The 14324-nt window shown below is 45.0% G+C and carries 11 protein-coding genes, 1 rRNA gene and 2 pseudogenes; 3 read left to right on the top strand and 11 right to left on the bottom strand.

The genetic code is table 11. From position 1 onward, the window contains the following. Positions 1 to 113 (top strand): 5S ribosomal RNA (rrf, locus tag EKG39_RS19730); the annotation flags it as partial. Between the two features lie 678 nt (positions 114 to 791). After that, a complete protein-coding gene (locus tag EKG39_RS19725) occupies positions 792 to 3296 on the top strand; it encodes a putative bifunctional diguanylate cyclase/phosphodiesterase (RefSeq protein WP_246028573.1) in 2505 nt (834 codons plus the stop codon). Positions 3297 to 3641: 345 nt separating this feature from the next. Here EKG39_RS19725 and EKG39_RS19715 read toward each other — a convergent pair whose 3' ends face one another. From EKG39_RS19715 to EKG39_RS19705, 3 genes and pseudogenes are all read right to left on the bottom strand, one after another. Continuing rightward, complete coding sequence (locus tag EKG39_RS19715) at positions 3642 to 4058, bottom strand: hypothetical protein (RefSeq protein ID WP_126507718.1); 417 nt, start codon at positions 4056 to 4058, stop codon at positions 3642 to 3644. Further along, positions 4055 to 5065 (bottom strand): flagellar motor protein MotB, encoded by a 1011-nt coding sequence (locus EKG39_RS19710; protein WP_126507717.1) that lies wholly within the window; start codon positions 5063 to 5065, stop codon positions 4055 to 4057. Before EKG39_RS19710 ends, EKG39_RS19715 begins: the two co-directional genes overlap by 4 nt. Continuing rightward, a pseudogene (locus EKG39_RS19705) lies at positions 5065 to 5388 on the bottom strand (MotA/TolQ/ExbB proton channel family protein); the annotation flags it as partial. The gene EKG39_RS19710 and the pseudogene EKG39_RS19705, both read right to left, overlap by 1 nt. Between EKG39_RS19705 and EKG39_RS19700 the strand changes: the two are divergent. Then, a pseudogene (locus EKG39_RS19700) lies at positions 5387 to 5995 on the top strand (FHIPEP family type III secretion protein); the annotation flags it as partial. The pseudogenes EKG39_RS19705 and EKG39_RS19700 overlap by 2 nt on opposite strands. A gap of 60 nt (positions 5996 to 6055) precedes the next feature. On the opposite strand, the gene EKG39_RS19695 reads toward EKG39_RS19700, so the two are convergent. The 8 genes from EKG39_RS19695 to EKG39_RS19660 form a co-directional block, all read right to left on the bottom strand. Then, the gene (locus EKG39_RS19695) at positions 6056 to 7048 is read right to left on the bottom strand and encodes an alpha/beta fold hydrolase (protein WP_126507716.1); all 993 of its coding nucleotides are present in this window, start codon (positions 7046 to 7048) and stop codon (positions 6056 to 6058) included. Between the two features lie 113 nt (positions 7049 to 7161). Continuing rightward, entirely contained in the window at positions 7162 to 8961 is a 1800-nt protein-coding gene (locus EKG39_RS19690) for a DUF885 domain-containing protein (RefSeq protein WP_126507715.1), read from the bottom strand. Between the two features lie 441 nt (positions 8962 to 9402). After that, positions 9403 to 10779, bottom strand: coding sequence for an oxygen-independent coproporphyrinogen III oxidase (gene hemN / locus EKG39_RS19680; protein WP_126507714.1), 1377 nt, complete (start codon positions 10777 to 10779; stop codon positions 9403 to 9405). A gap of 257 nt (positions 10780 to 11036) precedes the next feature. After that, complete coding sequence (locus EKG39_RS19675) at positions 11037 to 11516, bottom strand: DUF2489 domain-containing protein (protein ID WP_126507713.1); 480 nt, start codon at positions 11514 to 11516, stop codon at positions 11037 to 11039. A gap of 75 nt (positions 11517 to 11591) precedes the next feature. After that, entirely contained in the window at positions 11592 to 12125 is a 534-nt protein-coding gene (gene yihI, locus EKG39_RS19670; RefSeq protein ID WP_126507712.1) for a Der GTPase-activating protein YihI, read from the bottom strand. 48 nt (positions 12126 to 12173) lie between these two features. Further along, the gene (locus EKG39_RS19665; protein ID WP_126507711.1) at positions 12174 to 12851 is read right to left on the bottom strand and encodes a methyltransferase domain-containing protein; all 678 of its coding nucleotides are present in this window, start codon (positions 12849 to 12851) and stop codon (positions 12174 to 12176) included. A gap of 122 nt (positions 12852 to 12973) precedes the next feature. Then, positions 12974 to 13108: a hypothetical protein gene (locus EKG39_RS23775; protein WP_281276269.1), complete on the bottom strand. Its 135-nt coding sequence runs from the start codon at positions 13106 to 13108 to the stop codon at positions 12974 to 12976. Positions 13109 to 13584: 476 nt separating this feature from the next. Further along, positions 13585 to 14205 carry a c-type cytochrome gene (locus tag EKG39_RS19660; protein ID WP_126507710.1) on the bottom strand — a complete coding sequence of 207 codons (621 nt, stop codon included), beginning with the start codon at positions 14203 to 14205 and terminating at the stop codon, positions 13585 to 13587. Positions 14206 to 14324: the final 119 nt, after the last annotated feature.

Raw genomic sequence — 14324 nt, 5'->3', positions numbered from 1 at the left:
GGAAACCATAGCATTGTGGTCCCACCTGATCCCATCTCGAACTCAGAAGTGAAACGCAATTGCGCCGATGGTAGTGTGGGGTCTCCCCATGTGAGAGTAGGTCATTTCCAGGCGCCTAATTAAGTAGAAAAGCCACCTGAATAAGGTGGCTTTTTTGCGTTTGGGCTTTTTAAAAAATATCAACGCTCGTGTGTCGAAGTGACCTGCAGCGAAATCAGGCGGCTTATCCACTTAAGCACGTGCGTGCAATGCCTACTTCACATGCAGCCCGTAGCGACTTCGTCGATGTGGCCGTTAATTGCATCCATGCATTAACTGCATTTCCGCCATCCATGGCGGTCAGGGTCTATAGTCTCTTTGTTAGGCTCGAAGCTGACCATGACAGGCGCCTTTTGCCCTTATTTACAAACCCGCTTATGCAGTATGGCCGTAAATTGATGTTTAGGATTAACAAATGCCTTGGTGGCAGGGATGCAAATGAAAGGCCTTGGCGGTCGTAGGGTGAATATCGCGATAGCGATGTGCTTATGAGCGCGGAGCTTTAGCGTAGCTGACCATGACAGACGCCTTTGCTCTTAAGGATAGCTTCGCGGCTGAAGTACGCTCCTACAGAGGGGGTGGGCATTGTTTATTAGCTAGAACCTTCAATACCCACAAAATCGTTCCATTACTCTCATGTTTACATTTACCTTTAATTTTAAACTCTCTGTTTTTTGCCTCTGTGCTGAATAACCGTTAGCATAAGCTTTACGCGCATTATATTTATTATTCAACCCAGGGTAACTTTACTTTTGTTGAAATTGAGTCGGCCCTCTTTGGTCTTTGTTGTTCCGATTTTTGCTCTTACTCTCTACTGCTGCCTCACCAGTGTAGAGTTTTTCTATGAGCGTAGTGAAATGCAGCGTGAGGCGATTGCAGGTGAAGTGACACGTATTGAGCAGCACCTGATCAAGATGCAGCATATTGTAGAATCTGCTTTAGCTATTCAAGATTCGGCCAGAATAGAGCAAGAGATTGCTCTAGCGGCAACCGATTTAAATATCATGGTCTATACCATACTGAATCAAGCCAGTAATATTCGCTTCGCAAACCATATCGTTTGGCGAAACAGTAAGGCTGTGGATGTAATCGATGGGTATAACCCTCTTACTCATAAACAAGTTACCAGCGTCAATACGCCTTATATTGCAATAAACCTTGAACGCTTAGCGGTACAGGCCTATTACCCTCTGGATACAAAGTTTCAAAAAAATAGTTCTGATTTACATGATCTTGTTTATTTAGAGTATGACATATCTCCCCTGATAACTGCGGTGAACAAAGATGTCCTTCAAAGTGCTATGCGCTCATCTGGTATTCACCTATTTGGGCTGATGATCTTCTTAGTCTTGCTACACTTCTACCTTATTCACCCACTTAGGGCATTAAGTCAGCAAGCTGGTGCAATTACTAAAGGGACTAGCCGTGAAGAGCTTGAAGATAGTAATAAGCCGATAATCTCATTGTTTAGTGAAGTTGCTACTATTCAGAGTCACCTTTCTGATTTTTATGAAAAACTTCAATTTAGTGAAAAGCAGTTGAATGATAGCCAACAACGGTGGCTATTTGCGGTTGAGGTTTCAAGGAATGGTATATGGGATTGGAATCTGAGCACCGATGAGGTTTTCCTCTCCGATCGCTGGAAAGAGATGCTGGGATATCATTCTGATGAACTACAAGATGAACTTCGTACGTGGCAAGCAATGCTTCATCCTGAAGATAAATCCGAAGCTTTAAATGCCCTCCACAAATACCTAAATGGTGAAGTGGAGGAATTTGAAAGTGTTCACAGGCTTAAGCATAAGTCTGGTCATTACATATGGGTGCTTGACCGTGGAATGATCGTCGATTGGGATTCAAAAGGTAGACCTATCAGGATGATAGGCACTCACACCGATGTATCGAATGATGTAAGAAACCAGCAGGCAGTCATGCATCAGGTTAATCATGACCTTCTCACTGACTTAGCCAATCGACGAGCTTTGCTCGATGAACTTTATCGTATAAAAGAACTCAAGCAAGCGGGTACAGCAGCTCTGTTTGCCATAGATCTTGATAATTTTAAGATGATCAATGATGCTCTTGGCCACCATCATGGTGATCGCCTGCTGATTCAAGTTGCCGCAAGATTATCGAGTTATTTTTCTAACAATGCGCTGATAGCGAGGCTCGGTGCCGATGAGTTCGTTATTCTTGCTCAAGGGCTGTCTGACGATTTGAGTGTCGCAAAGAGACGAACTATGGCACTTGCGAGCCAAATCAGGCAGATGATAGGTCGCAGCTTTCATATCAACAACCAAACTCTGAACATTTCGGCCAGTGTGGGTATTTGTGTTTTAGATAAGTTGTCAGATATCGATCCTGAACAGGTATTACAACATGCTGACTTGGCCATGCATCAAGCCAAAGAGCAAGGACGTGATGCTCATGTTGTTTACTGTGCAGAGATGGAACGAGTGGCGCAACATAGTCTACTCATCAAAAGTGAGCTTAAAAATGCCATCGAGTTGAACCAACTTTCACTGGTTTATCAGCCCATTGTAGACCGTGAAGGTGAAATCATTTGTGCTGAGGCATTATTACGCTGGCAACATCCGGAAAAAGGCAATATCCCCCCCTCATTGTTTATTCCAATTGCTGAAGGAAGTGAGCTGATCCAGGATATCGGACATTGGGTTTTATCTGAGACGTGCCGATATATTAACAGACTTCAGGATGAGAGTGTTGAGCTGGGTTCTGTTGCCATAAATGTCAGTGCCAGACAATTTAATCATGATGACTTTGTCGAGAGTCTGCTGGACGTTATTCGGCAGCAGGGACTTGCAGCAGGGAGTATTGAGCTTGAGTTGACAGAGTATGCCTTGCTGACAAATCTGGATATCATCCGGCAGCGTATGGAGGTATTGAAAGACGCCGGTATATCTATTGCCGTTGATGATTTCGGTACCGGGTATAGCTCTTTGAGCTATTTACAGAGTTTACCTCTATCAAGGCTAAAATTAGACGCCGCTTTTGTCAGTCAAATTGGTGTCAATGATGCCTCGAACTCGATCGTGATAGCGATTATTAATATGGCTCATAGCCTAAACTTGCAGGTGGTCGCCGAGGGAGTAGAGACTCAACAGCAATATGAGTTCTTGTTGCATCATGATTGTGACACCTTCCAAGGCTATCTGTTTAATAGACCATTAACTGCCGATAATTTTATACTGGCAGTTAAATCCGGTAAGAATTTATCCCTTCAGTCAGTAGGTTAAAAAAGAAAAAGTAACTCATCAATATAAACGAGAGTAGCGCCCCGGCTATGACAGGGTATAGTAAGTAAGTGTCACCTGAACGCCTGGCACGACGGAAACAGAGATTCATCAGAATCAGGTTGAACATCGTCAGCATAAATGAAGCCATTACACCGTGCCTGAAAGTCATATGTCTCATTTCAGTAGATATATAAGAGCATAAACCAGTCGAGTAAAATCAGGTAAAGAAACGCTTTTTGAAGACCATCGGGTCCCTTGCGCCTATGTGGAGTCGCCATTGTAACCTCCCTATACAATAATCATTTTCTATCTGGATTCCCTACCTAGGAGATCTGAGAGGTGTGTTTAAATCAACGCAGGCTGAATTTTATTGATCATAGAGATAATCTTTTCTTCATCGGTCGATATCCAACGAGCACCTAAAAATTTAAGTTTGCTATTGATGGCTTGTGTGCGACAGATTTTGACTAACATCCTATACCCATCAATATCTATGTAGACCTCTTGGCCTTTATCCAGAGAGATGGCCGTGATTAAACCTACGCCGCCGAAGCCGGTATCTTTGATATTAGCGATGCCTAGTCTGTGGCTCTGTAGCCAGTTTTTGTGTAGCAGAGTGACTGTGACCCCGTCGCAGGCCAAGGCTAAGTTCTCATCATCACTCTTTCTTAGGCTCAACCTGATATGTTGTCGATTCTCCTGGCTGGCCTTTTCTCTCTTTTTAGATTTATCGCTGGAGATAAACTCATCAAATTGACTCATTCGGTTACCCACTGCTGTGGATATCGAGTTCTGGGTTGATTTGCTTCGGCTGTTTGTTGAGCATGTTTCAGTATTGGAGATGATGGTTTTTCATTTTTTGGTAATCCAGTCATCTCTCTGATCTGTTGCTCTGCAGATGTCGTTAGTACCAACATCTCGATTCGTCTATTTGCTGCCGCTGCCGGATCATTGGGGATATATGGAGATTGATCTGCCATACCAGTCACTTGAATGATCTGATGCCGCTTTACTCCAGCATATTCTAATACACGTCTGGCTAGTAGCGCTCGCTTACTCGACAGCTCCCAATTGGTAAATGTCTTTCCGGCATAGGGGGTTGAGTCTGTATGACCTGAGATGCTTATTTTATTTTCAACCCCTCCTAATAATGGACCCAGCGCCATAAGCAGGTCTTCAAAGTAGGGCTTCATATCTGAGCTGCCTCTGGTGAACATAAACTGATGGACGTTATCGTGGATCAGTATTCTTACCCCTTGAGGAACAACTTTGATCTCTACATTAGCCGCTAGATTTACCTCAGTTGTCACGCTATCGATCTCTCTGGCTAAAAATTCAAGTTGAGCCTGAGTTTCAAACTTTCCAGGGACTAATGAGTTAAGCTCGGGCCCCCTGCTTGCTTTAGCGTTATCTTCGCCAACAGGTATATGGTTATGTATCGCCGGTCCGGCTTTCTCTACTCCGGTTCCGGTTGCAGGGATAATGGCTTGCTGTAACGCTATAGAACCTTGAAGATCGATCATGGATGGTGACTGACTCAGATCGAAGGGGTTTATTGAGCCTGAGGCAAACATGTCTCCATTGAGATATTGCACTATCATGGTTCGTTCTTGCTGATCGGCAATCTGCAAGATCCACAAAACCATAAACAGAGCCATCATCGCCAGGGTAAAGTCTGCGAACGCCACCTTCCACGCGCCACCATGTGTCGCGGAGCGCTTCTGACGTTTTCGTCTCTTAATGATTAAAGGTTCATTCTTAATTGCCATTAGCTCTTCTGATCCACCATCCAACGTTCAAGCTCGATAAATGTGGGACGGTTTTCGCTTTGGATCTGCTTACGACCCGCGTCGATGGCGATCATGGGAGGCTTGCCTTTGGCAAATGCGGTCAGCATGGCGGCAACACAGCGAAGCTGGGCCGACTTGCGTTCGACTAAATGTTCAAGGGCCTTTGATGTTGGTTCAAATAGGCAGTAACAGGCAAAAATTCCGATAAATGTTCCTACCAACGCTGCAGCTACCTTCACCCCAATCATAGTGATAGGTCCATCAATGTTGGACATAGTTATGATGATCCCCATGACCGCCGCTTTAAATCTGGGGTATTCGGTTGTCGATAATGCCATAGTTTTAAGCGATCGCCTCGCAAAACAGTCACCTAAATTGGCGGAATCCTTAAGCACGGCGTTAACCCCGATCCAGCAGCTTAAGGTGTACCGACTATTGTTGAAAGAGCAGGTGTCATTGAAGGACATTCGCACCATAGCAACGACCCTGCTAGATTGCAGTGAAAACAGTAAAGATCCTGTCTTGTTGGCCGCGGATGTACGTTGTGCTCTCCGTAACAGTATTCTTCACTCCATCGCGGGCCCGGCTTCGCAGATAAATGTATTGACCTTGGCTCCTGAGCTGGAGCAAACACTGATGACCGCGCTCAATCAGTCTCAGCAGCAGGGCAAAGTAGCGTTGGATAGTTTTCCGGTAGAGCCACAGTTACTGGCACAGCTGCAGCAAAAGATGCCGCAGATCTTAGCGGAGGCCAAGGAGCAGGGCCATAGCCCTATGTTGCTGGTGTCGCCGCAACTCAGACCTATTCTTGCCCGATACGCATTGGCTTTTGCCAGAGGGTTACATGTGCTCTCATACAATGAAATTCCTGAGACCCGTGAGTTGATGGTCGCCGGGCAGCTGGGCTAGTCATTTGATTGTTGGTTGAAGCTGGATAGAGGGAGCGTGGCTCCCTTTAATCATGTCCGATTATGAGTGGTGAGAAGCCAGAAAATTCAGTAGCGCATCGACGGCAAAGTTGCGGGCTTCATCTTTTTCCATAAAGACCTCATGACGGGCTTTGGGAATATTGAGCAGCTGACAGAGCCCACCAACGGCATGATATTGAGCGAAGTTATCGACAACCGTGTCCTCGTCAGCCTGAAGTATCAAGATGGGCACCCGACTATGTTTTGCCGCTGATATTGCGCGCTCTGCCGCATCGATAGACTCATGTAACCAGCGGTTGGTCGGTGATCCCACCTGCACTTGTGGGTGTTGCAGATACAATTTCTTGTAATTTTCATAGCGAAGTTGGCTCTGAGTCAGGTCATTTTTGGCAAACTCAACGGGTTCATAGTCACCTCCTCCTAACACATAGTTAGGCCCTTTGGCTGAGTCTGTTGTGTCGAGCAACTGAGCTAACCAACGGATAAAGCGGCGGCTTACAGGCAGCTTGATGCCATACATGGGGGCCGAAAAGGCTGCCGCCCTGAAGGTATCGGGGTGCTTCTCCATGTATAGGGTACCAATGGTGCCGCCCATAGAGTGGCCAACCAGGAATAGGTCCTGATACGCTTTGGGCTTAACGACGATTTCTATAAAGTGATCAAAGTCTTCTATGTAGGTATCAAATCTGTCTATGTGTCCCAGTTGGGGATTATTTGTGGTTCTGCTCGACAGACCTTGCCCGCGATGATCTATGGCGTAGATGCTATAGCCCTGATGATATAGATCGAAAATCAGTTCACTATATTTTATGTATGACTCGATCCGACCGCTGCTGATGACTATGGCTTTCTGGCTTTTTGGGTGCTCGATAAAGCAGTATGCCAGGTTGGTTTCATCAATTTTGATGACCGATTCAGTCAACTGTGACCACATTGCCTGTTGCTCTGCTGAGTCAAGATTTTGCTCGGAGGAGAGGGTTATATCGGCGTTATCTTTTGGCGTGTTTGCTTGTGGTTCGAGTGCTATCGGCATGATATTTACTGAGATTATTTATCTTAAGGTGCAGTGTAGCACAGACAACAAATTGGCCGCGAGTGACGGCAGGAGAGCCTTATCCCGTCGCTCGCGGCTGGTTCCTGGAGCGGTTAGCTGCTCTTGGCCGATTTCTGAGTCGAGATAAAGTCATCTATCTGCTGCTCCAGCACCTGCATAGGTACCGAACCATTTTCCAGAATCGCATCGTGGAAGGCCCTGATATCAAACTCTTCTCCCAGTGCATTCTCCGCTTTGGCTCGCAGGCGCTTTATGGTGAGCTCACCGATCTTGTATGACAGCGCCTGTCCCGGCCAGGAGATATATCTGTCTATCTCTGTGGTGACATTATGCATAGACAGAGCTGTATTGCTGGCCATGAAGTCCAGAGCCTGCTCGCGACTCCACCCCTTGGCGTGCATGCCTGTATCGACAACTAATCTCGCAGCTCGCCACATCTCATAGGTTAATCGACCAAAATTACTGTAGGGATCCTGGTAGAAGCCCGCTTCTAAACCAAGATACTCGGAGTAGAGTCCCCAGCCTTCGCCAAATGCCGATATGTAGCTATAGCGGCGAAAGTTAGGTAGCGAGGTGAGTTCGGTGTTGAGAGATATCTGCAGATGATGTCCCGGCACCGCTTCATGAAGGGTGAGGGCTTCCATCTCGTACAGCGGGCGCTTATCCAGCGCATAGGTGTTGACCCAGTAATATCCGGGTTCATCATCTCTGTTAGAGCCGGAGTAACGTCCTGTGGTGTATTTAGGTGCTATCTCGGCCGGTACTTCCTGAATGCCATAGGGAGTGCGGGGCAGCTTGCCAAAGTATTTAGGCAGCATAGCATCGGCTTTCTTAGCGATATAAGCGGCCTCTTTTAATAGCTGCTCGGCAGTCGTCGGGTAAAACTGAGGATCGGTTCTGAGGAAATGGAGGAACTCTGCAAAAGAGCCTTCAAAGCCTACCTCGTCGATAATTGTTTCCATTTCTGCCCGGATGCGTTTGACCTCTTTTAATCCCAGCTGGTGGACCTGCTCTGAGCTCATATTCAGGGTGGTGTAGTACCTGACCCTATTTTCATAGAAGGCTTCACCATCAGGAAGGCTGGCTGTTGCGATACTGGTGCGGGCTCCGGGAATATAGTTCAGGGTCATAAAGTCATAGAACTGCCGGTACAGGGGGAGCACAGTATTTTGAACCAGCTTACGGCCCTCTTGGGTTAACGCCGTTTTCTGTGCTTCATTGAAATGCTTCGGGAACTGAGTGAAAGGTTTAAAGTAGCCACTCTGTTCGATCGGTACGATAAAGGCACTGATGCTCTCTTCAAACCCCTTGAGCGTTACCTTAGGTGGCGTGATCCCGCTATCGACCCCCTGCTGTAACCAATAGGTCTGCTGCGCGAAGTAGATTGGCAGCGCTCTTAGTTTGGCTATGTAGTTCCTATAATCCTGCTCGGTAGCAAAGCGAGCTTTAGATATCGAGGCTATATAGGCATGAAAACCACTCTCGGAAGAGATGGGAAGATAGTGATCTTTATAGCGATAGAGGTCGACGTTGTTTTGCAGCTGATCTTGCAAAATCTGAGTGTTAATTTTCTGCTCTTTTGTCAGTGGATTTCTATCCAGTGACTTTAGCGACTCGAGTGTCGCTTGCCGTCTTTTGTTGAGGCTCGCTAAGGACTGAGGCGATAGGTCGGCGAGTTGTCCCGCCTTATCTACATCGCCTTGAGAGTAGGCGAAATCCGGGCTGGCATCTAAGGTGATGAGCCATGCCTGTTCAATTAACTCCTGTAGCCTATGGCTGGCTTGAGTCTCGGCGGGGATATCTTGAGCCTGCGGCTGGTCGGTGTTCACTGTGTTGATTTGGCAGGCACTTAAGCTGATGGCAAGCAGGCCGGGTACCAGAACTTTGTACATTGGAGTTTATCCCTTATATTTATTATGTTGATCAGGCTGGATGAATTTAGCACTATTTTTATTTTTTGTATGTAATACCAATCAGTATAAGAAAGTGATCTACTCAGAGTTATTTTTCGCAAACTAATTCAAGGCGAATAGATGGTGCAATGGTGATCCCTTGTGAAGCTATTCTTTGATGAAGTAGGAAGCCAAAAACACTCCTGAAAGGCGAGTTTTAGCGCTTCTTATGCTGCGTTAACGAGCTTAAACGTAGAATAACTATGCTCTTCACTCGCTGCCTTGCCTCAGAAGCGCTAAACTCTCGCTGAGCGATCACATCTTTATACTGATTGGTATACTCTCATCGGGAGTCATTCGAAAGAGTCCTCTATTTTCAGGCACAAAAAAGCCGACGGAGAGTCGGCTTTATATGAATATTTTAAATAGCGTTATTTAAAATTAGATCACTCTTGAGAACTGCTGTTGACGCGCTTTTTCGCGGTAATAAACATCGAAACAGATACAGATATTACGGATAAGCAAGCGACCAGTTGGACTGATGGTGATCTTTCTGTCTGTAATGTTGACCAGCTTATCATCGATAAATGTTTGCAGCAGTTTCAGATCTTCTGAGAAGTACTCTTCGAAGTTGATTCCGAGCTTCTCATCGATTTGTGCCATATCCAGGTCGAAATGACAGATCAACTGCTTGATAACCACACGGCGGATCTCATCGTCACGGTTTAAGCTACAGCCCTTCCAAAGCGCATGACCCGATTTATCTACAGACTCATAGTAAGGGCGGATATCTTTTTGGTTTTGTGCATAACAATCACCGATTTGGCTGATTGAGGATACACCCAGACCTAATAGATCACACTCTTCCTGGGTAGTGTAGCCTTGGAAGTTTCTGTGTAGACGACCTTCATTTTGAAGAATTGATAACTCATCATCCGGCTTAGCAAAATGATCCATACCGATATATTGATAGCCTGCGCCAGTCAATGTTTCGATGGTTTGATGTAACATATCAAGCTTCTGCTGAGGGCTTGCTAAATCTTCATCTTTAATCTTACGCTGCGCAGCAAAACGTGCAGGCAGGTGAGCATAGTTGAAAACAGACAAACGATCCGGGTTCAGATCCAGAACGCGTTGCATCGTTTCTGCAAACGTTTCAGGAGTCTGGTGTGGCAAGCCGTAGATAAGATCTATGTTGGTAGAGACAAAACCGAGTTCTTTTGCCTTAGCCATTAAGTCGAAGATGAACTGCTCGTCTTGCTCGCGATTCACAGCAACTTGGACTTTCTTATTGAAATCTTGCACACCGATTGAGATACGGTTGAAGCCCGCTTCTTTAAGCGTATCTAGCATAGATAGCTCAATTTCGCGTGGGTCAACTTCGATCGAGTATTCACCTTCATCTGCCACATTGAAGCTGGACTTGATTAAGGCCGATAGTCTTAAGATCTGATCGGGACTCAGGAAGGTCGGTGTTCCGCCACCCCAATGTATCTGGGTGACTAAATAATTTTTAAATAGTGGTGCGCGTTTTACTATCTCAGCTGCAAGGTATTCAATGTACTGATCTGCTTTGTGCTGATGGCGAGTGATCACCTTGTTACAGCCGCAGTAATAACAGAGTTTGGCACAGAACGGGATGTGGACGTAAAGTGAAAGCTTGTCACTCTTACTGTTTTCAATTGAAGTCAGCAATTTCTCTTCGGTAAAAGAGTCGTCAAATTCCAGCGCAGTAGGATAAGAGGTATAACGGGGACCGCTGTAATTGTATTTTTCGATCATTGACTGATCCCAACTAATTTGGGTGGGCTGCTTCAAGGCGTGTCCTCCGGTAGGGTAGTTTAGCAACGTTTAAAGTATGCATCGTTATTTGCTCAATAACCTTGATCCATGTTGTAAAAACGAATCCGCATAGCTATGAGAGAGTGAATATCCATGAAATAGGACCGAATGTCTGCGCTCTTATGGGGAATTTGTGCACAGACTCACGCCTTATTGCATTTTACTCTAATGTAAGGCTAATCCTGTTTCGAATATTCATCTTCTGAACCAGTTTGATTATATCTTAGCTGGCTCTAATGTAAATGTGTCGGGATCTCTGTTTGGCTGTATGTAACTAACTGTTTCGCTTCCTCAAGAATGGCGCTTTCAAGTTCGGCTTCGGAGCGCATTCGTGCGAAATCTAACTTCATTCGCTGTTTCTTCTCAAGCTGTTTTCTTTCGGCCATGATGGGATGCTCTTCAATTATGTCGAAGTGCTTAAAAATAGCGGGAAACTGTGGCGCAACCTGCTCAGACATAGACAGAATGCCAAATAGTTTTGCGATTCTCATTACGCCTTCAGAAAGCTCACACCTCTCTTCTAACATGGCCGTGGCAATATAACGTATGCTATCTAAGTGTTCCTCGAATCTGGCTCTGTTTATTTCATCCAACTCCTGCTGTCGCTTTAGCTTCTGAGCTGTCTGCTTACGTAGCTTGAGTAACAATACCGTGGCATAGGTGGCCAGGGCCATAATGATGATGAAACCTAAAACCAGAAGTGTTGTCGTCATTAGCTGTTCCGTTTTTATGAATTAGCATAGAAAAATGGCATCTCTTCGATGCCATTTACGTGTTGTTGGATAGCGTTACTTATCTTGATAATCTTTCAGTAAGTCAGAGCCCGACTCAAACTTATCGAGAAGATCGTCGTCGCTGGCAACGGTCGTCTTCATCACGTGCTCCAGATCATCCTCTTCGGTGATCCCCAGACGCTCCATGAGTGCCTCGATGGTGTTAAGTTGCTTGTTAAGCCATTTTTGATCATCTTCGCTTAGATCTTTACCCTCTTCCAGCATATCCAGAAGTTGGTTCAGTCTAGGATCTTCCTCTAACTTCAACAGACGCTGTTCATCGGTCAGCTTTGGACCTTTCTCTTTCTTCGGGGCGATAGATTTACCTGGAAGATCCAGTTTAACTGCTACCTTGCTGCCATGACGTGGATCTTTCTTCTGTGCTGCAGAGCCTTGGGTACCACCGACCAGGTTTGAGTTGTGGCGGCTTCCGGCTTTATTTCCAGTATCTTTCTTTTTGCCAGCCAGAACGCGTTCATTCTTTTTGGTTCTAGGTGCTAACTTTGGAGCATTTTCATTGCTTTTACGCGATTTTTTAGAGTGTGACATGGCTTTTTCTCAATAACTGGTAATACAAACTTTATATAGTTGCGACGATTAAACATCATCAAGCGAACTTTGGTCGCGTTTTATATCAGATCCTGATGGTTTTTGCACCAGAATGAGATCATTTGCTGCGAATAATAGCTTAAAACCTGCTTGTTGGGCTAGAAACTCAAAGGTTGAGCGCTGATAAAAGCTGACATGGGTGAGGTTATTTTTGTGGTGCCACTTATCAAATGCACCCGGTTCGGTGAGTAACTTGGTGCTGATCGCTAACCAAGCCCCCGGCTTCAGTAGCTTGCCAAGTAAGGACCATTCTTTAAATGGAAAGCGAAAATGTTCAAAAACCCGGTAGCAACATATAAAGTCATACTGGCGTTTGAGCAGGTCATGATTGGCGGCAAAAAATGGATCATATTGATATAGGGTGTGCCGATGAGACTCTACACTTAAAACTGTTTCAGGCTCGGCAACTCTTCCGAAGTTCAGGCCAATCAGTGAACCTGTGCTCTGTTGTTCACATTGAAGTATTAGGCTCATCAAAAACTGCTTTAAAGGTTTTTGGTTTTTTGTGGACTGTTGTTGATACCTGCGTTTCTCTACCGGGGGAGGGAGATGGGAGTTGGCATCGGAGAAAACGAGTTGACAGCGGCCGCAGATATACATATTGCGCTTTCTATCTTGGTGAAACTGAGAGGAATCTTGATTGTGGCACAGGGGGCATCTACGCATTGTTATAGATCGACTCTCCACTTGAGAATTAGATTATTTTGCCATAAAAAAAGGCGACAGTATGACTGTCGCCTTCACAAAGTGTCAAAGACACCAAATCTTCTTCCAAGTATCCATACTTGCTATGCGACTTTCCCGGTCAGTATCCATCTTTTTTTAGTCTGCTTTCCATGCATAGTTTTTAGTTGTTGGTCTTCCAGACGCTTTCTTAATATTCCTGAGTCTTCCTGACCACAGCTTCCGTAGATGGTCTTCATGACACATCACAATCCTACCGTCATCTTTGACGCTAAATAAACCATCCCTGTCTTTTTACGGTTAGTTTAGTGATACAAAGCTCTAAAACAGCAAGCTGCGGAGCAATTGACGCTAAACCTGTAAGGAGAGTGCTATTACAGCGGTATGGCCTTCCTAACCAAATCCTTACGAAAATCTTTCTGACCTGGACTTCAAGTTGAAATCACGACTCTTATTATTTTTAGTGAGTGGTCTTAGTTGTATTATTGTTATTGAATGTATTTATTCTTATATCTTAAATGTAATTAATACCGAAAACTGCTCGTTGTTATTAAATATTTTTTATACAAACAGATGGGTTCATCTCGGTACGGGCTCATTAAACCTAAATCTGTGATCGGTGTCAAGCATGTTTTTATGTGAAGTTTACGTAAAGGTAAACTATGTGGTATTAAAAAAGGTGGCTTAGCCACCTTTTTGTAACAAGTCTGTAATCTTACTTAAGGCTTGATATATATTGAGATAATGCCTCAATATCTTCGCTTGTAAGCTTAGCTGCGACGTCCTGCATCATGCCGTTTATATCGTTGTTACGATTTGCATCATGGAACTTATTAAGCTGAATTTTTAGATAGTTTGCGTGTTGGCCACCAATCGCAGGGAAGCCTGCCAACTCAGAACCACTACCGTCAGGGCCGTGACAAGCGATACAGGCGGTAATACCACGAACCATGTCGCCACCCTTATAAATCTGCTCACCAGAGGCTGGAATATCTTTTACTTCAGCAAGGGTTTGTACCTGTGAGGAATAAAATGCAGCAACATCTTTGATATCCTGATCGCTTAGCATTACAGACATGCCACCCATTATCGGATCGTTACGTCCCTCTTTGCCGCCTGTCTGAGCTGCACTACGGAAATCATGTAGCTGCTTCTCGAGGTATGTCGCTTGCTGTCCGGCAAGTTTAGGGTACATGTCTATCAGGCTGTTACCATCAACACCGTGACAGGCTGAACAAACAATGGCTTTAGTTTTTCCCGCTTCAGCATCTCCTTCTGCCATAGCAGGAGTAGAGATAGAGGCTAAAACTGATAGCGCAAGAGCTAACTTTTTCATGGCGTTCCAACTTATTGTTAAATTTTTTTGTCCTGAGCTTACTAGCAATGCCTGCAAGCGTGATAAAATGTAACTTATGTGATCGAGGTAATATTTTACACGAAATTGTGAAAATGTAA

The organism is Shewanella atlantica (assembly GCF_003966265.1).
Lineage (GTDB): Bacteria > Pseudomonadota > Gammaproteobacteria > Enterobacterales > Shewanellaceae > Shewanella > Shewanella atlantica.
This window is presented reverse-complemented; position numbering and strand designations above follow the sequence as displayed.

What these genes read in the sequence shown, in the direction of transcription:
- EKG39_RS19715 (WP_126507718.1), bottom strand. Translation starts at nt 4,058, where the DNA reads ATGAGTCAATTTGATGAGTTTATCTCCAGCGATAAATCTAAAAAGAGA.
- EKG39_RS19710 (WP_126507717.1), bottom strand. Translation starts at nt 5,065, where the DNA reads ATGGCAATTAAGAATGAACCTTTAATCATTAAGAGACGAAAACGTCAG.
- EKG39_RS19695 (WP_126507716.1), bottom strand. Translation starts at nt 7,048, where the DNA reads ATGCCGATAGCACTCGAACCACAAGCAAACACGCCAAAAGATAACGCC.
- EKG39_RS19690 (WP_126507715.1), bottom strand. Translation starts at nt 8,961, where the DNA reads ATGTACAAAGTTCTGGTACCCGGCCTGCTTGCCATCAGCTTAAGTGCC.
- EKG39_RS19675 (WP_126507713.1), bottom strand. Translation starts at nt 11,516, where the DNA reads ATGACGACAACACTTCTGGTTTTAGGTTTCATCATCATTATGGCCCTG.
- yihI (WP_126507712.1), bottom strand. Translation starts at nt 12,125, where the DNA reads ATGTCACACTCTAAAAAATCGCGTAAAAGCAATGAAAATGCTCCAAAG.
- EKG39_RS19665 (WP_126507711.1), bottom strand. Translation starts at nt 12,851, where the DNA reads ATGCGTAGATGCCCCCTGTGCCACAATCAAGATTCCTCTCAGTTTCAC.
- EKG39_RS23775 (WP_281276269.1), bottom strand. Translation starts at nt 13,108, where the DNA reads ATGAAGACCATCTACGGAAGCTGTGGTCAGGAAGACTCAGGAATATTA.
- EKG39_RS19660 (WP_126507710.1), bottom strand. Translation starts at nt 14,205, where the DNA reads ATGAAAAAGTTAGCTCTTGCGCTATCAGTTTTAGCCTCTATCTCTACT.